Source organism: Tsuneonella sp. HG222 (assembly GCF_053819185.1).
In genome coordinates this window covers 221343-239088 of the sequence record NZ_JBSOQZ010000001.1, presented here as the reverse complement: position 1 = coordinate 239088, position 17746 = coordinate 221343, and the positions used below count along the sequence as shown (strand labels likewise).

Here is a 17746-nt window from a genome sequence, read left to right as displayed (position 1 = left end):
GCTCGTTGAACCCGGGAGACTGCAACCGGAGACACAGCCTGTGAAGATCCCCCATCGTGCCCTCGTAGCCGTGGCCAATGCCGAACGTTTCCTGCTGCTGCGCAATATCGGCCAGCCGTTCGAACCCAAGCTGGAAGCCGTGAGCGACCTCGACCTCGAACTGACCAATTTCAGCGCCGGGGTCCGCAATCAGGACAGCGCGACGCAGCGCGGCGGCAATGCCGCGATCGACGAATTAGCCCACGGCGCGGCGATCGCCGATTGGCTCAACACCCAGGCCCTGCGCGGGGGAATCGACAAGATCGTGATCGTCGCCGACCCGCGCACACTGGGCGAGATCCGGCATCATGTGCACAAGGAACTGCAGAGCCGGATCGCGGGCGAAGTCGCCAAGGACCTGACCAACGTCCCGCTGCCCGAGATCGAGCAGGTACTAGCCGCGGCCTGACACCGTTCGCGTAAAGGCGCGCGGACCCTGCCACAGGGTCCGCCGCCCTTTGCCTTCCCGCCGCGACAGTCGTAGACTTCGCCGACACCGGTGGGAGAACGATGTATGCGCCTGTTGGGACCTTTCGCCGCCGCGCTCGCGCTGGCGGCCTGCACGACCACCGCCAACGACGCCGGGGGACTCGCTCCCGCCGCCTATGCCGGCGCGCTGGACGACTCGCGGCGCCCCGCCGCCGACAAGGCAAGCGACGCCGCGCGCTTGCCGGCCGAAGTGCTGGCCTTCGCGCAGGTTGCGCCAGGCGAAGTGGTCGGCGACTGGCTGATGGGGGCCGGCTACTGGACCCGCCTCCTCGTTCCCGCGGTTGGCCCGAACGGCAAGGTCTACGGCTTCCAGGCCGACGAGTTCATCGGGTTTCGACCGGCCTATGCCACCGAGCAGGACGCAGCGGTCAGAGATTACCCCAACGCCGCAAAGGTTCGCTCGCCGATCGCCGCGGCGGCCTGGCCGGAACCTCTCGACACGCTGATCACCGTGCAGAATTTCCACGACCTCTATATCGGCCCGATGCCGCCGGGGACGGCGGCGAAGGCGGTCAAGGGCTTCTACGACGCGCTCAAGCCCGGCGGGACGCTGGTGGTGATCGATCACAGCGCTGCGCCTGGGACGGGCTCCTCCGCCGCCGACGGGCTCCACCGCATCGACCGGCAGTTCGTTATCGACACCCTCACCGCGGCGGGCTTCCAGCTCGACGGGACCGCCGATTTCTACGCTCGGGCCGACGATCCGCGCACGGCCAACGTGTTCGACCCGTCGATCCGCGGCAAGACCGACCAGTTCGCGCTGCGCTTCAGGAAACCCGGCTGATTCCCGGCCTAAATATCCGGGTTCCCGCCAGTCCTACCCGTTCGGACTCGACTCGTCTGGCGTAAACATTCGTCTCGTCGTGCTATTCTTGCCCGGTTCACATTCGTCCTATTAACTTTCTGGAAGGGATGGATGGGTAGCTTTTCATTTATGACTTTTGCACGGATCGGTCGTCTTCTTCTTCCGCTGGCGCTGGCTTTGGGCCTTGCCCTTCCCGCGCAGGCCGAAGAGTCGCTCTCGCCCGAAGGCTTCAAGGTTGCCTTCGACCAGATCATCGGCACGCAGGACCGCGCGCCGCGCGATTTCACCCCGGTCTACGGCAACCCCTTCGAACGCACGATCGCCATGCTGGCGGACGGCTCGAACGGGCGCATCGGCGTCGCCGCCATCGACCTGGCGACCGGCCGCGAGATCGGCGTGCTGGGCGACCAGCGCTTCCCGATGGCCAGCACCAGCAAGATCGCCATTGCCGCGACCTTCCTCGAAGGGGTGGACCGTGGGCGCCTGTCGCTGACGAGCGAATATCCGCTGCTGGTCCCGGTCGCCTCGAAGCGGTTCTCGACCGCCGTCGCCCCGGTCAAGGCCGGGCAGTACCTCACCGCGCGGCGGCTGATCGAACTTTCGCTGATCAACAGCTCCAACACAGCGACCGATGCGCTGCTCGCCGCCGTCGGCGGCCCGGCCGTGGTCAACGACTGGGCGCGCCGCGCCGGGATCCAGGGCTTCAACCTTTCGCGCGACATCGCCACGCTGGTGCGTGACGACGGCGAGTTCGACCCTGCGGTGCACATCGACCTGCGCGACAGCTCGACCCCGCGCGACATGGTCCAGCTCCTCACCGGGCTCTACCAGGGCAAGTGGCTCAGCGCGCACAGCCGGCACTTCCTCGTCTCGACGATGGAGAACTGCAAGACCGGCACCCGGCGCATTCCGGCGCTGATGCCGAGCGACGTGATCGTCGCGCACAAGACCGGCTCGCTCAACAACACCTCGAGCGACGTGGGCATTCTGCGCGCGCCGGACGGCAGGGCGATCGCCCTGGCGATCTACGTCACCGGGCAAGGCAGCCGCGCCAACCGCGAGGCCAAGATCGCCAGCATCGCCCGTGCGGTCTATGACGGGTATGCCCAGTCCTATTCGCAGGACCGCTCGCGCACCTGGACGAACGCTCCCAGCTCGGACATCGGCGGCTAGGCCGCCCCCGCTTCCGCCAGCCACCCCGCACGCAAAGGAAAAGGGCGCGGCCTTGCGGCCGCGCCCTTTCCTGTTTCGACCGTAGTCGAAGCGCTGGCTCAGTCGGCAGCGGCTTCGGTCGTGGTCTCGTCCTGCACTTCGGCTTCGGCAGCGGCAGCGCCGGCAGCAGCAGCGTCGGTCGCTTCGGTCGCGGCATCGGCGGTCGCGGTCGCGGCGTCGGCCATCGCGTCGCCAGCGGCGTCGGCATTGGCTTCGGCGTCGGCGGCAGCGCTGTCGACGGTCGTCTCAGCGGCGTCTTCGGTCTGCTCCGAGCAGGCGGCGAGCGAAAGGCCGGCAATGGCGGCAACGAGCATGATCTTGCGCATGTGTCAGTATCCTTGAACAGCGAGTTTGAAAGCGCACGGAGCCGATTTGCCGGAGCCGCCCGCGAAACCTGCCAGAAGGCTTGTTTCGATGACTGAAATAGTGGCGACTTTGTGGCAGCGCAAGGGAATTGTGGCACAGTGCCACATTTGCCCCGTTCTGCCCGTGGCGGTGCGCCCTCTGACAGGAGGTTGCAAAAAGCCCTGCTGACCCGCCCGCCGCGGCCTGCTAGCAGCCTGTCATGCCCGACAAGCAGCATCTCTATCTCGTCGACGGATCGGCCTACATCTTTCGCGCCTATCATCGCCTTCCGCCCCTGACCAACCCGGAAGGGACGCCGGTCGGCGCGGTCTACGGCTACACCACGATGCTGTGGAAGCTGGCCGACGATCTCGACAAGGCCGACGGCCCCACTCACCTGGCGGTCATCCTCGATGCCGGCAGCACCAGCTTCCGCAACGACCTGTACGAACTGTACAAGGCGAACCGGCCCGAACCGCCCGAAGACCTTGTGCCGCAGTTCCCGCTGATCCGCGACGCGACCCGTGCGTTCTCGATCCCCTGCATCGAGGTGGTCGGGCTGGAAGCGGACGACCTGATCGCGTCCTACGCCAAGGAGGCCACGCGCCGCGGCTGGGACGTAACCATCGTCAGTTCCGACAAGGACCTGATGCAGCTCGTCGGGCAATGCGCCGAGCCGCACGACGGCGTGGAGGGCGGCTGCATCGACATGCTCGACACGATGAAGAACCAGCGCATCGAACGGGCCGAGGTGATCGAGAAGTTCGGCGTGGGGCCGGAACTGGTCGGCGACGTGCTCGCCCTGATGGGCGACAGCGTCGACAACGTGCCCGGGATCTACGGCATCGGGCCCAAGACCGCGTCGAACCTGATCAACGAATATGGCAGCCTCACCGCCGCGCTCGATGCCGCGCCGGGCATGAAGCCCTCCAAGCTGCGCGACCGGCTGCTCGAAGGGCGCGAGATGGCCGAACTCAGCCGCGTCCTGGTCGAGCTGAAAAGCGATTGCGACCTGCCGATGCCGCTCGACAACTTCCGGCTCGACGGCGTGCCGCCCGAGCCGCTCAAGGCGTTTCTCGCCAGCCACGGCTTCACCAGCCTGCTCAAGCGGCTCGATACCGGCGTGGGCAGCCCCAGCCGGCCGACCGAGCTGAATCCCGCCAAGCAAAGCACCGCCGGCGCCCCGGCCTCGCCCGCGGGCAACCGGCAGGACCTGCCCGAAATGCCCGCCGTGGACCGCACGGCCTACGAGTGTGTCCAGACCATGGAACGCCTGCAGCACTGGATCGACCGCGCCTTCGCCGCGCGGCTGGTGGCAGTCGACACCGAGACGAGCAGCCTCGACGCGATGCGCGCCGAGCTTGCCGGGATCAGCCTGGCGCTCGGCCCCAACGATGCCTGCTACATCCCGCTGGGCCACGGCGGCAGCGACATGTTCGCCGAGAAGCCCCGGCAGGTCGACCGGCAGGCCGCCTATGCCGCGCTGCGCCCGCTGCTCGAAAGCGACGCGGTGCTCAAGGTCGGCCAGAACATCAAATACGACATCAACATCCTCGCCCGCTGCGCCGACATCCGGTTGGCCCCGGTCGACGACACGATGATCGTCAGCTTCGACCTCGATGCCGGGCGCAGCATCGACGCGATCGGTGCCGGCGGGATCGGCGGCGGCCACGGGATGGACGAACTGAGCCAGCGGCACCTGGGCCACACCACGCTGACCTTCAAGGACATCTGCGGCACCGGCAAGAAGGCCATCCCGTTCGGCGAGGTGCCCCTCGACAAGGCGACGCAATACGCCGCCGAAGATGCCGACGTGACCTGGCGCCTGCACCGGCATCTCAAGCCCCGCCTGGCGACCGAGGGCGGCACCCGGGTCTACGAGCGGGTCGATCGTCCGCTGATCCCGGTGGTGGCGCAGATGGAACGCCACGGCATCAAGGTAGACCGCCAGCGGCTGGCCAGGCTGAGCGAGGAATTCGCCGTGGAGATCGCCCGCATCGAAGGCGAAATCTACGAATGCTGCGGGCAGGAATTCACCATCGGCAGTCCCAAGCAGCTGGGCGACATCCTGTTCGACAAGATGGGCTACAAGGGCGGCCGCAAGGGCAAGAGCGGGCAGTATTCGACCGACCAGGCGATCCTCGAGAACCTCGCCAGTCAGGGGGCCGAAGTGGCCCGCAAGGTGCTCGACTGGCGCCAGCTCGCCAAGCTCAAGAACACCTACACCGATGCGCTGCAGGCGGCGATCAACCCCGACACCGGCCGGGTCCACACCAGCTACAGCCTGGTCGGCGCGCAGACCGGGCGGCTCAGCTCGACCGACCCGAACCTGCAGAACATCCCGATCCGCACCGCGATCGGCCGGCAGATCCGCGAGGCCTTCGTGCCCGAGGATGGCAACGTGCTGCTCGCCGCCGACTACAGCCAGATCGAGCTGCGCCTTGCTGCGCACATGGCCGACGTGCCCCAGTTGAAGGAAGCCTTCGCCGCTGGCGAGGACATCCATTCGCGCACCGCGCTCGAAATGTTCGGCACGGTCGACCGCGACACCCGCGCGCGCGCCAAGACGGTCAACTTCGCGATCCTCTACGGCATCAGCCGCTGGGGCCTGGGCGGCCGGCTGGGGATCGAGGCGGACGAGGCGCAAGCGATCATCGACACCTACTTCCAGCGCTTTCCCGGCATCCAGCAATACATTCACGCGACGCTCGAGACGGTGCGCGAGAGGGGCTATTCGCAGACGCTGTTCGGCCGCAAGACATGGTTTCCGCGCATCACGTCGAAGAACCCCAACGAGCGCGCAGGGTCCGAACGGGCGGCGATCAACGCCCCGATCCAGGGCACCAGCGCCGACATCATCAAGCGCGCGATGGCGCGGATGATGCCCGCACTGGAGGACGCCGGGCTGGGCCACGTGCGCATGCTGCTGCAGGTGCACGACGAACTGGTGTTCGAATTGCCCGAAGGCGACGTAGGCGAGGCGAGCCCGGTCATCGCCCGGGTCATGGCCGAGGCGGCGCTCCCCGCGGTCGAGCTCGACGTGCCGCTGGGCATCGAGATCGGCCACGGCAAGAGCTGGGACGCGGCGCACTAACGCCGGCGCGCGCCGGGATTTGACGCTGGGGAACAGGTCCCCTAACCCGCCGCGCAATGATCGCCGACCTGCAATCCCGCATCGAACCCTGGGCCTGGGACGCCGGAACCGCGCTGCTCGCCGGAGTAGGCGGCGTGCTGCTGGGCCTGCTGGTGCACCGGGCCCTCTTCGGCGTGCTGTTCCGCCTGGCGAAGAGAAACCAGACCGAGACCGACGACGTCATCATCGCGGCGATGGAGCGGCCGGCGCGCTGGGCGATGGGGACCTTCGGCCTAGTGCTCGCCGCCCGCGCCGTTCCCGCGCTGAACGCCGTGTGGGACCGATTTGCCGGCCTCGTCATGCCGCTGCTGCTCGGCTGGATCGCCTATGCGCTGGTCAAGGGCCTGTCGCAGGCACTCATCCTGCGCGCCGGCCGGCACGAGGACCTGGCGTCGGCCCGCAGCCATCAGACCCGGGTGACGATCCTGGCGCGCACGGCGCTGCTGGTCATCGTGGTGGTGACCGCAGGGCTGATGCTGATGAGCATCCCCGGCGTGCGCGCTGTCGGGACCACGCTCCTCGCCTCGGCAGGTCTCGCCGCGCTGGCCGTGGGCGCCGCGGCCCAGCCGGCGCTCAAGTCGCTCATTGCGGGCCTGCAGATGGCAATCACCGAGCCGCTGCGCATCGGCGACCTGGTGGTCATCGACGGTCACACCGGCAGGGTCGAGGAGATCCGCATGAGCTTCGTGACCGTGCGAACGTGGGACGAACGCGTGGTCCTGGTCCCCACCGTGCGGTTTCTCGACAACAGCTTCGAGAACTGGTCGCGCGACAGCGAGCGGCTGTCCGGGCCGGTGTTCCTGCGGCTCGACCCGAAGGCCGAGGTCGCACCGATCCGCGCCGAGTTCCTACGCTTCGTGGGCGAGCACCCGCTGTGGGACAAGCGCACCGCGACCGTCTTCATGACAGACGCGCAGCCCGACTGGGTCGAACTGCGGCTGGCGATGAGCGCAGCGACGATTTCCGCCCTGTTCGAGCTGCGCTCCGCCGTGCGCGAACACATGGTCGACTGGCTGCGCGAGGAGCAGCCCAACGCGCTGATCCAGCGCAGCGTGCCGAACGCGCCCTAGGCTTCCGGCCTAGCTCCCGTGCTTCTTCTCGCGGGTGCTTTCGACCATGCCGTCCCACACGAAGCCGATGGGGTTCACTTCCATCGCCTTGCGCTTCAGCTCGCCCTTCATCTTGGCGTATTCGCTTTCCATCTGCTCGGTCACGGTCGGGCGACTGTCTTCCAGCGCCTCGGCGAAATCCTGGGCGGTGACGTTCTTCGCCTTTTCGCCCCGCTTGCGAATGGCCGTCAGACCGGCGCGCCGCACCACATCCTCCAGATCCGCGCCGGTATAGCGTTCGGTCTTGGCGGCGATGCCGGGAAGGTCGACGTCCTTGGCCAGCGGCATGTTGCGCGTGTGGATGCCCAGGATCAGCTCGCGCCCCCTCGCATCGGGCGGTCCGACATAGACCAGCTCGTCGAAGCGGCCCGGCCGTAGCAGCGCCGGATCGACCAGGTTCGGCCGATTGGTCGCCCCGATCACGACGATCGAGTTGAGCTCCTCCATCCCGTCCATCTCGGCCAGGATGGTGTTGACCACGCGGGCGGTCACCTGCGGTTCGCCTGCACCGGTGCCGCGCGCGGGCACCAGGCTATCGATCTCGTCGATGAACACCACGCAGGGCGCGACCTGGCGGGCGCGGGCGAACATGCGGCTGATCTGCTGCTCGCTCTCGCCGTACCATTTGGACAGCAGGTCCGACGACTTCATCGAGATGAAGTTCGCCTCCGCTTCCTTGGCCACGGCCTTGGCCAGCAGGGTCTTGCCGGTGCCCGGGGGGCCGTAAAGCAGGAATCCCTTGGCCGGACGGATACCCAGCCGGTCGAACGCCTGCGGGCTCTTGAGCGGCAGCTCCACGCCTTCGCGCAGCCGCTCCATCGCCTCGTCCACACCGCCGATGTCGGCCCAGCCCACCGTCGGCGCCTGGACCATGACCTCGCGCATCGCGCTCGGCTGGACGCGCTTGAGCGCTTCGCGGAAATCGGCCTTCTCGACCTGCAGTTCCTCGAGCACCTCGGGCGGAATGGTCCGCGCCTCGAGGTCGATCTTGGGCATGATCCGCCGCACTGCCTCGATCGCCGCCTCGCGCGCCAAGGCCGCAAGGTCGGCGCCCACGAAGCCGTGGGTCGAGCGGGCGATCTCGTTCAGGTCGACCCCTTCGCCCAGCGGCATGCCGCGGGTGTGGATGCCGAGGATTTCCCGGCGACCCTTCTCGTCTGGTACGCCGATCACGATCTCGCGGTCGAACCGGCCGGGCCGGCGCAGCGCCTCGTCGATCGCGTCGGGCCGGTTGGTGGCGGCGATCACGACCAGGTTGGCGCGGCTCTGCAGCCCGTCCATCAGCGTCAGCAGCTGGGCGACGAGGCGCTTTTCCGCCTCGCCCGAAACGTTCTGCCGCTTGGGCGCTATCGAATCGATCTCGTCGATGAAGACGATGGCCGGCTGGCTGCGCTCGGCCTCCTCGAACACCTCGCGCAGGCGCTTCTCGCTCTCGCCATAGCCGCTGCCCATGATCTCGGGGCCATTGATGGTGAAGAAGCTCGCGTCGCTCTCGTTGGCGACGGCCTGGGCCAGGCGGGTCTTGCCGGTTCCCGGCGGGCCGTGGAGCAGCACGCCCTTGGGCGGATCGACGCCGAGGCGGGTGAACAGCTCGGGATAGCGGAGCGGCAGCTCTACCATCTCGCGCAGGGCCTTGATGGTTTCCTCCATGCCGCCGACGTCATCGTAGTTGATGATGCCGTGGCCGCCGCTGGGCTCCTCGAATTCCGAGCGCAGCTCGACTTCGGTGTTCTCGTCGATATGCACCACGCCCTTGGGCACGGTGCTGACCACCTGCAGGCGAATCTCGGTGAAGGTGAAGGCCGGCGCGTTGAGCATCTGCGCGATCTGCGGCGGCATGTTCTGCGGCTGGCGCCCATGCGTGGCGACGAGGTCGCCGGCCGAGATCGGCTTGCGGAAGAAGACGCGCTTGAGCGCCTCGGTCGGGCCTTGCAGGCGCATCTCGCGCTGCGCCGGGGCGAAGATGACCCGCGTGGCAGGCTTGGGCTCTGCCCGGCGGATCACCACGTGCTCGCCGCTGCCGGATTCGGCGTTCTGCCGCTGCAACCCGTCGAGGCGGACCACCTCGAGGGTTTCATCCTCGGGATAGGCGGCCATGGCGATGGCGGTGGTCAGGCGCTTGCCCTCGATCTCCACGGGGTCGCCCTCGGTGATGCCGAGTTTCTGGAACGCCGTGCGCGGCATGCGGGCGACGCCCTGGCCGCTCTCCTCCTGCCGGGCGGCGGCGACCTGCAGTCGCACCGTGTTCGCTGATGTCTTTTCCGCTGTTGCCGCGTCGGCCATGGGCTCCGCTCGCTCCCGTTATTCTGTCCAAGTGCGGCCTAGCTGGGAACGAGCCCCTGCGATTGCAAACCCCAGCCTGCCGCCTGGGAGCAAAGCGCACGGGCCGCCCCGGAGGTTCCTCGAATTCGCGACGCGGACGGCGGGCAAGAAAAAAGCCCGGGCATTGCGGCCCGGGCTGGAAGTTTTGGGAGAGGATGCCTGAAAGGCCCGTTCTCTATGCTGCAGCTGCTCACATCTCGCAAGTGCGAAAAGGTCACAAGCTGTTGCAATATGCGCAACCTAGCCGATTTGCGCCTGGTTTCCCGCCACTTTGGCGGCACAAAAACTTGCCCGTGGCATCGCGCTGCGCCGCAGCAGGGCTTTCGCGAGCCGGCACGAAGCAGGTGACTCACGAAATGGCAGACGCTAACGAACCCAAATGCAAAAGCTCTATCCCTCCGCCGCCGCGGCGCTCGATGGTGTCCTGCGTGACGGTATGCTTATCGCCAGCGGTGGTTTCGGCCTGTGCGGCGTGCCCGAGCGCCTGCTCGAGGCGATCCAGGCAAGCGGCGTGAAGGACCTGACCTTCGCCAGCAACAATGCCGGGATCGACAACGAGGGGATCGGCAAGCTGCTGCGCACGAGGCAGGTGAAGAAGATGATCTCGTCCTACGTCGGCGAGAACAAGGAGTTCGAGCGGCAGTACTTGGCCGGCGAGCTCGAGGTCGAATTCTGCCCGCAGGGCACCCTGGCAGAGCGCATGCGCGCGGGCGGCGCGGGCATCCCCGGGTTCTACACCAAGACGGGCGTCGGCACCGCGGTGGCCGAAGGCAAGGAAGTGAAGAGCTTCGCCAACCGCGACGGCCAGATGGAAGATTACATCCTCGAGCTGGGCATCTTCGCCGATCTGGCCATCGTCAAGGCGTGGAAGGCCGACGAGACCGGCAACCTGGTGTTCCGCAAGACGGCGCGCAACTTCAACCTGCCGGCCGCCACCTGCGGCAAGGTCTGCGTGGTGGAGGTCGAGGAGATCGTCGGGGCGGGCCAGCTCGACCCCGACTGTATCCACCTGCCCGGCGTCTACGTCCAGCGCATGGTCCTGGGCGCGCCCTACGACAAGAAGATCGAGTTCACGACCACGCGCGAGCGGGAAGCGGCGTGAGCCCAGCCGTCGCGCGCCTGCTGGCGGCGGCGGTGCTCTGCATCGCTGCGCCGGCTGCCGCGCAACGCGATCAGGCCCAGGCCCAGCCCCGCGTGCCGCCCGGCGACCAGTTCCTCTACGGTTCGGGCGAGGCGGCCGCGATGTCGCGCCAGATCTACCGCGCGCTCGAGGCGCATGTTCTGGCCCAGGCGGCGCGCCGACCGGCGCACTCGGTGGTGCTGGCGGCCGACGCCACGCTCGCCGCGCCGGCTTTCGCCCCCTGCGGCGACCGGCCGCTCGCGGTGGTCTTCGACGTGGACGAGACGGTCGCGCTCAACACCGGCCTCATCCATTCGCGCCTCGCCGGCCTGCGCTCTGCGCCGGGCGCAGCGCTGGCGGTCAGCCCGGTCCCCGGCGCCGTGGAAACGATCCGCGCGCTGCAGGCGGCCGGGGTCACCCCGGTCTACAACACCAACCGCACGCTCGACATGACCGACCTCGTCGCCGGGACGATCGCGGGCCTCGGGCTGGACCGGCCCGTCGCGGGCCACACGCTGTTCCTCAACGGCATGGATGCCCTGGGCGCCAACAAGGACGGGCGGCGCACGATGATCGCCGCCAAGTGGTGCGTCGTCGCCATGGCGGGCGACCAGCTGGGCGATTTCAGCGAGCTTCTGCGCGCCGTGCCCGCGGTTCCCGCCCGCCGCGCCGCAGTGCTCGCCGCGCCGATCGAAGACCTGTGGGGGAACGGCTGGTTCCTCCTGCCCAACACATCATACGGCACCGCGCTGGAAGGGACCCTGCAGGACGTGTTCCCCGGGATCGCGAGCGCCGCCAACGACAACGAGAAGGATTGACCGCATGCCCTGGGACCGCAACCAGATGGCCGCCCGCGCCGCGCAGGAACTCGAGGACGGATACTACGTCAACCTCGGCATCGGCATTCCCACGCTGGTGGCGAACCACATTCCCGCCGGAATGCAGGTCACGCTGCAGAGCGAGAACGGGATGCTCGGCATCGGCCCCTTCCCCTATCCCGACGAGGTCGACGCCGACCTGATCAACGCCGGCAAGCAGACGATCAGCGAACTGGCGCACAGCGCCTATTTCGACAGCGCGGCGAGCTTCGCGATGATCCGCGGCGGGCACATCGACCTGACGGTGCTGGGCGCGATGGAGGTGTCCGAAGGCGGCGACATCGCCAACTGGATGATCCCGGGCAAGATGGTCAAGGGCATGGGCGGCGCGATGGACCTCGTCGCCGGGGTCAAGAAGATCATCGTAGTGATGGAGCACGTCTCGAAGAACGGCGATCCCAAGTTCATCCCCGAATGTACGCTGCCGCTGACCGGCCGCAACGTGATCGACATGATCGTGACCGACCTCGCCGTGTTCCACCGCGCGGATCATTCCTCCCCCTTCCGCCTGGTCGAGCTGGCGCCGGGCGTGACGGCGGAGGAAGTCGCGCAGAAGACGACGGCCGCCTACGAGGTGGCGCTCTAGCTTCGATGCGACAGATCGTCATCGCGGCCCTGGTGGCGGCCGCGCTCGGACTGGCCGGCTGGGCCGGCTGGCGCGCCTACGATGCCATGCAGGGCGGGTCGGCCGTGGTCCGGTTCGACATCCAGAAGCTGCCGGAGAACCCGTCCGACTGGCACGGACAGATCGACTATCGCGCGATCGACGCCAAGCTGGCGGCCCTGGCTGCCCGGCCGGAGATGGCGGGGCTGGCTGTGGCCATCATTGAAGACGGCGAACTGCGGTTCGTGCGCACTTACGGCGTGACCGACCGGTCGACCGGGGAGAAGGTCAAGCCGACCACGGTCTTCCGCTGGGCCTCCCTGTCGAAGACCGCCGCGGGCACGCTTGCCGGCAAGCTCGCCGCCGAGGGCAAGGTCGACCTGACGGCGCCGATCTCGCAGCGCTCCAACACCTTGCGCCTTCCGGGCGGCGCCGACGCCTACCTCTCGCTCGACCTGGTCCTGTCGCAGCGGACCGGGCTGACCGGCCATGCCTACGACGAGCGGCTCGAGGCCGGGGAGGACCCCGTCCGGCTGCGCGGCGAGCTGGCCGGCGCGCCGATGCAGTGCCTCCCGGGCCAGTGCTACACCTACCAGAACATCGCCTTCGACGCCGCGAGCGAAATCCTCGGCCAGGCGGCGAAGCAGCCTTACGCCCAGGCGGTCGAGCAGCGGATGTTCGCGCCCCTGGGCATGACCAGCGCGCGCTACGGCATGGCCGGGCTGACCGGCGCGAAAAGCTGGGCGCGCCCGCATACCGGGGCCCGCGTGCTCAACTTGGTGGAAAGCTACTGGCGGGTGCCCGCGGCGGCCGGGGTCAGCAGCAACATCGTTGACCTCGCTAGGTGGATGGAAGCTTCGATGGGCGAGCGGCCCAAGGTCCTGTCGGCCAAGGCGCTGGCGCTGGCGCATGCCCCGCGCGTGGCCACCCCGCGGCCTTATGGCGGCGTCCTGCGCTCGGCCCTGTCGGACGCGCACTACGGGCTCGGCTGGCGCACGTTCCACTACGGCGACCATCTGCTAGCAGGCCACTCGGGCTCGGTCGACGGGTTTCGCGCCACGATGATCTTCGACCCCGCGACGCACACCGGCGTCGTCGCGATGTGGAACAGCAACTGGGGCACGCCCTTCCGCATCCCCTTCGCGGTGCTGGACAGCTACTACGGGATTACCGGCGGGCCGGACTGGCTCGACACCAGCGACGTCGCCCTGCCGCGCTAGGGCATAAGGCCAGCTTGTCGCCGCCCCCGCGCGCCCGATTGGCCGCGCGCCCCGTTTCGCGCTAGGCGGCAGACCGAAGGGAGCCTTCGCATGGCCTACACGCTGATCACCGCCAACCGGAACTATTCGAGCTGGTCCCTGCGGCCCTGGCTGCTGATGAAGGCGCTGGGCATCGCGTTCGAGGACCGGATCGAGCCCTTCGCCAAACCCGACAATTATGCGGATTTCCGCACCTTCTCGCCCACCGGGCAGGTGCCGCTGCTGATCGACGCCACGCAAGCGGGCGAGCGGCGCATCTGGGATTCGCTGGGCATCACGCTCTACCTGGCCGATCGCCACCCCGGTATCTGGCCGGCCGACGAGGAGGCGCGGGCCTTCGCCCAGGCCATCGTGGCCGAGATGCACGGCGGGTTCGGGGCGCTGCGCAACGACTGCACGATGAACGTCGGCGTCCGCGTGGCGCCCCGGCCGCCCAGCCCCGCCCTGCAACGCAACGTCGCCCGCGTGCGCGAGATCTTCGAGCAGGGCCCCGCCCGCTTCGGCGGCCCCTGGCTCGCCGGACCGGACTTTACCGCCGCCGACGCCTTCTACGCGCCGGTCGCCTTCCGCGTGCGGACCTACGGGCTCGATGTCGGCGCGGGCCAGGCCTGGGTCGAGCGCGTCATTGCCCACCCGGCAATGCAGGAATGGGAGCGCGCCGCCCTCGCCGAAACCTGGCGCGAGGAAAGCCACGAAGCCGAACTGGCCGCAGCGGGCACGGTGACGGCGGATTACCGCGCGGGGTGAACGCCCGACGTCACCCCGGACTTGCTTGGGGGCAGTGCGTCCTTGCAGCAGGCACGGCACCGGGAAGAACGAGCACCGCCGCGCGACAAGCTCCGCATGGCAAGGGAGAGTGGAGAAGGCGCTTTCCTACCGGGCCTCGAATGTGGCTTATGCTGCCGGATGCGCCTTCATCCCGATCCGCCAGTTCGCCACCCGCTATGTGAAAGCCCCACCTGGCAAGGTGACGGTTCCGGCCGGCAAGGCGACGTTCTGGCCGCACAAGGCGACGCATCTTTCCCTCAAGGTTGCGCTGTTCGCGCAATGCGACATTTTCTCTCCCTGGACCGTGTAACATCCGGTCCAAGTCTGCGACTTTCGAACACACTTCCGATGGCCCAGCTTCGCGCTCGCCAAAGCGATTCGCCGCGCTATGCTGGCTGAAACGGGAGAAGGGTTGCCTGCACGATGAACCTGCGCAAGGATTCGCCCTGGCTGGCGGTGACGATCCTGACGGCGATCGCCACCATCGGTTTCGTCGACCGGATCGTGCTCAACGTGCTGGCCGTGCCGATCCAGGCGGAATTCGACCTGTCAGATACCGAGGTGGGCCTGCTCACCGGCCTCGCCTTCGCGGTGCTCAACGTCACGCTGGGCCTGTTCGTGGCGCGCCAGGCGGAGCGGCGCCGGCGGCTGTCGCTGATCGCCTTCGGCACCTTCGCCTGGTCGATCGCCACCGCGCTGTGCGGCCTGGTGGGCAATTTCTTCCAGCTCATGCTGGCGCGCATCGGGGTGGGCGTGGGCGAGGCCGTGGGCCTGCCGGCGATCCAGTCCGTGCTGGCCGACTACTTCCCGCCCGAACGCCGGGCGACGGCGGTTTCCGTCCTGCTGCTCTCGCCGCCGATCGGGGCCTTCATCGGCTCCGCCATCGGCGGGTGGATCGGGCAGGAGTACGGCTGGCGCACGGCCTTCATGGTCTTCATGATCCCCGGCGTGCTGCTGGCGCTGGCGGCCTGGGCCTTTCTCGCCGAACCGCCGCGCGGCCGCTACGATGTGGAGACGAGCGACGAGGTACCCTCGATCGGCGCGGTGCTGGGGCGGCTGTTCGCGCTGCCCAGCGCGCGCAACCTGCTGATCGGCTCGACCGTGGCCTCGCTGGTGGGATTCGGGCTCAACAGCTTCATGGCCTTCCTGCTGATCCGCAAGTTCGACTTCACGCTGGCCCAGGCGGGCGTGTTCGCCGGACTGCTGGCCAGCCTGCCCGGGGCCGTCTCGGTCGTGCTCGGCGGGCGCCTGGCCGACCGTTTCGGCACCCGGAGGATGCGCGCCTATGCCGAGGTGCCCGGCTATTGCCTGCTGGTCGCCGCGCCGATCTACATCTTCGCCATCACCCGCTCCGACGTGACGATGCTGCTGGCGCTCGTCTTCGTGGCGGCGCTGTTCCAGTACACCTACCTCGGCGTCACCTACGGCGTGTTCCAGAACCTGCTGCATTCGCGGATGCGGGCGACGGGCTCGGCGGTGCTCAACGGGATCTATTCGCTGCTCGGCCAGGGGCTCGGCCCGCTCGTCGTGGGCGCGCTGAGCGACCGGCTGGCGCGCGAACACGGCGCGGGCGACGGGCTGGCCTTCGCGATGGCGGTAACGGCGACGCTCTACTTCTGGGCGGCGGCGCACTACCTCCTCGCCGCGCGGCATATCGGGCCCGACATGGCCCGCGTGCGCGGCGAGGGAGGCGGTGCGGCGGCTGCCGTGGCGGCCTAGGTCAGATGAGCGTCTCGATCTGGTCCATGATGCGCCCGAACTCGCCCACGAAGTCGCGGTAGGGATCGGGCTTGGTCATATCGAGCCCGGCCTTCTGCAGGATGGCGACCGGATAGTCCGACCCGCCCGAGCGCAGCACGTTCAGGAAGGCGTCGCGCTCCTTCGTGCCGCCGTTCATGATCGAGTTGGCGAACCAGGTGCCGGCCGAGATCGAGGTGGCGTACTGGAACACGTAGTAGAAGTCGCTGCGGAAGAAGTGGCTCACCAGCGACCATTCGTGCGCCATGTAGTCCGGGATGATCATGTTGGGGCCGTGGTAGCGGCGCAGGAGGTCCATGTAGATCTCGGCGAACTTCTTGCCGCTCATGCCCTCGCCGTTCTCGGCCAGTTCGTGCGCTTTCAGTTCGAACTCGGCGAACATGGTCTGGCGGAAGAAGGTGGCGCGCGCGTTCTCGAGCTGCTGGCCGAGGTAGAACAGCTTCTCCTGCTTGGTCTTCGCCCGCTCGAGCAGGTAGCGGGCCAGGAACACCTCGTTCACGGTCGAGGCGATCTCGGCGATGAAGGTGGCGTAGCCGTAGGTCTCGTAGGGCTGGTTGGCGACCGACAGCAGCGTGTGGATCGCGTGGCCCCATTCGTGCGCGTAAGTCGACAGCCCGTTGTAGTTCTCCTCGGTGTTGAGGAGGACGTAGGGGTGGACGTCGTAGGCCCCGCCCTGCACGTAGGCGCCGGACCGCTTGCCCGGGCGCGGGAAGGGGTCCATCCACTTCTTGGCCGTCGCGTCGGTCAGCAGGCGGACGTACTCGGGGCCGAACGGAGCCATCGCCTGCAGCGTGATCGTGCGCATGTCGCTGAAGGGGAACTTGCGGTCGATCGTCACCAGGTCTGGGTAGATGTCGTAGTAGCCGATGTCGGGCAGTCCGAGGATGCGGCGCCGCAGGTCGAAGTAGCGGTGCAGCTGCGGCAGGCCGTTGTTCGCCTCTGCCACGAGGTTGCGATAGACCGCCTCGGGAATGTTCGGCCCGTCGAGCCGGAAGGCCAGCGTGTTGGGATAATTGCGCGCCTTGGTGCGGAAGACGTCGCCCTTGATCTTGCTGGCATAGGCCGCGCCGAGCGAGTTGCTGAAATCGCCGTAGGAGCCCCAGAACTTCTCGAACACCAGCTTGCGGTCCTCGCGGTTCTGCGACGCGCGGGCGAGCTGATAGCCCTGGTCGTCGAGGCGAACCTCGGTGCCGTCGGACAGGGTGACCGTCGGCCTGGGGATGTCCGACGCTGCGAGCTGGCCGCGAATGTCCTGCGGGCCGGCGAGCGGCGGGCCGGTCAGCGCGAGCAGCGCCTCGCCCTCGCTGTCGAGCGTGTGGGCGGCGCTGCGCAGGGTATCGCGCAGGCCGAAGGCGAACCGGCGCTGCAGCACCGGGCTGGCGGCGATGAAGCCTTCCACCTTGTCCTTGCCAAGCGCGAGCACTTCGGGCGCGATCCAGGATACGGATTCGCCGAGCGAGGAGTACATGTCGGTCGCCAGGCCGTCCTTCTCCTGGTTCTCGGACACCCGCACGTCGGCATCGGCGGAAAGCGACGCGTAGACCGCCACGCGGTCGGCCATCTTGCCCACCTCCGACATGTCGACCAACGCCTTTTCCATGGCGGCGGCGCTGTCGCCCAAATGGCCTTGGTAGGCCTTGAGCCGCGGCAGGGCGTCCAGCACCTTCTGCCGGTCCGCTTCCCAGGCTGCCCAGTTGGGATAGAGGTCGGTCAGGTCCCATTCGCCGTTGCCGGCCGCGGTGGCGGCGGCCGCAGCCTGCGCCAGGGCGGGCGCCCCGGCCCCGGCAAAGGGAAGAATGGAAGCGAAGGCGAGAACGCCGCGACGGTTCGATTTCAACATGGAAGTCCCCTGCATTCGCGCGCACGAACGCGCAATGAATGGCACGGAACGCTAGCTTCCCCGCG

Annotated in this window: 15 protein-coding genes; 12 read left to right on the top strand and 3 right to left on the bottom strand. The window is 68.1% G+C overall.

Translation table 11 applies throughout. The annotated features are described in order from the left end of the window. Positions 1-40 precede the first annotated feature (40 nt). From ACWPMZ_RS01095 to bla, 3 genes are all read left to right on the top strand, one after another. Complete coding sequence (locus ACWPMZ_RS01095; protein WP_455702190.1) at positions 41-448, top strand: baeRF12 domain-containing protein; 408 nt, start codon at positions 41-43, stop codon at positions 446-448. 105 nt (positions 449-553) lie between these two features. Further along, the gene (locus ACWPMZ_RS01090; protein WP_455702189.1) at positions 554-1312 is read left to right on the top strand and encodes a class I SAM-dependent methyltransferase; all 759 of its coding nucleotides are present in this window, start codon (positions 554-556) and stop codon (positions 1310-1312) included. Between the two features lie 150 nt (positions 1313-1462). Beyond that, positions 1463-2506, top strand: a complete 1044-nt coding sequence (gene bla / locus ACWPMZ_RS01085) for a class A beta-lactamase (protein ID WP_455702188.1) — start codon at positions 1463-1465, stop codon at positions 2504-2506. A gap of 98 nt (positions 2507-2604) precedes the next feature. Here the strand turns inward: bla and ACWPMZ_RS01080 are convergent, their stop codons facing one another. Continuing rightward, on the bottom strand, positions 2605-2871 hold the full coding sequence (locus tag ACWPMZ_RS01080; protein ID WP_455702187.1) for a hypothetical protein: 267 nt from the start codon (positions 2869-2871) through the stop codon (positions 2605-2607). A gap of 239 nt (positions 2872-3110) precedes the next feature. On the opposite strand from ACWPMZ_RS01080, the gene polA reads away from it, so the two are divergent. Both polA and ACWPMZ_RS01070 read left to right on the top strand, forming a co-directional pair. Next, positions 3111-5984, top strand: coding sequence for a DNA polymerase I (gene polA / locus ACWPMZ_RS01075; protein ID WP_455702186.1), 2874 nt, complete (start codon positions 3111-3113; stop codon positions 5982-5984). Positions 5985-6040: 56 nt separating this feature from the next. Further along, positions 6041-7093: a mechanosensitive ion channel family protein gene (locus ACWPMZ_RS01070; protein ID WP_455702185.1), complete on the top strand. Its 1053-nt coding sequence runs from the start codon at positions 6041-6043 to the stop codon at positions 7091-7093. A gap of 9 nt (positions 7094-7102) precedes the next feature. On the opposite strand, the gene ACWPMZ_RS01065 is transcribed toward ACWPMZ_RS01070, so the two are convergent. Next, entirely contained in the window at positions 7103-9415 is a 2313-nt protein-coding gene (locus tag ACWPMZ_RS01065; RefSeq protein WP_455702184.1) for a CDC48 family AAA ATPase, read from the bottom strand. 418 nt (positions 9416-9833) lie between these two features. Between ACWPMZ_RS01065 and ACWPMZ_RS01060 the strand changes: the two genes are divergently transcribed. The 7 genes from ACWPMZ_RS01060 (at position 9834) to ACWPMZ_RS01030 (ending at position 15802) form a co-directional block, all read left to right on the top strand. Further along, on the top strand, positions 9834-10556 hold the full coding sequence (locus ACWPMZ_RS01060) for a CoA transferase subunit A (protein ID WP_455702183.1): 723 nt from the start codon (positions 9834-9836) through the stop codon (positions 10554-10556). Then, the gene (locus ACWPMZ_RS01055; RefSeq protein ID WP_455702182.1) at positions 10553-11392 is read left to right on the top strand and encodes an HAD family acid phosphatase; all 840 of its coding nucleotides are present in this window, start codon (positions 10553-10555) and stop codon (positions 11390-11392) included. Before ACWPMZ_RS01060 ends, ACWPMZ_RS01055 begins: the two co-directional genes overlap by 4 nt. A gap of 4 nt (positions 11393-11396) precedes the next feature. Next, positions 11397-12038, top strand: a complete 642-nt coding sequence (locus tag ACWPMZ_RS01050; RefSeq protein ID WP_455702181.1) for a CoA transferase subunit B — start codon at positions 11397-11399, stop codon at positions 12036-12038. A gap of 5 nt (positions 12039-12043) precedes the next feature. Beyond that, the gene (locus tag ACWPMZ_RS01045; protein WP_455702180.1) at positions 12044-13276 is read left to right on the top strand and encodes a serine hydrolase domain-containing protein; all 1233 of its coding nucleotides are present in this window, start codon (positions 12044-12046) and stop codon (positions 13274-13276) included. Between the two features lie 90 nt (positions 13277-13366). Beyond that, positions 13367-14062 (top strand): glutathione S-transferase family protein, encoded by a 696-nt coding sequence (locus ACWPMZ_RS01040; RefSeq protein WP_455702179.1) that lies wholly within the window; start codon positions 13367-13369, stop codon positions 14060-14062. Positions 14063-14171: 109 nt separating this feature from the next. Further along, the gene (locus ACWPMZ_RS01035; protein WP_455702178.1) at positions 14172-14393 is read left to right on the top strand and encodes a hypothetical protein; all 222 of its coding nucleotides are present in this window, start codon (positions 14172-14174) and stop codon (positions 14391-14393) included. A gap of 113 nt (positions 14394-14506) precedes the next feature. After that, positions 14507-15802, top strand: a complete 1296-nt coding sequence (locus ACWPMZ_RS01030) for a spinster family MFS transporter (protein ID WP_455702177.1) — start codon at positions 14507-14509, stop codon at positions 15800-15802. A gap of 1 nt (position 15803) precedes the next feature. Here the strand turns inward: ACWPMZ_RS01030 and ACWPMZ_RS01025 are convergent, their stop codons facing one another. After that, on the bottom strand, positions 15804-17681 hold the full coding sequence (locus tag ACWPMZ_RS01025) for a M3 family oligoendopeptidase (RefSeq protein ID WP_455702176.1): 1878 nt from the start codon (positions 17679-17681) through the stop codon (positions 15804-15806). Positions 17682-17746: the final 65 nt, after the last annotated feature.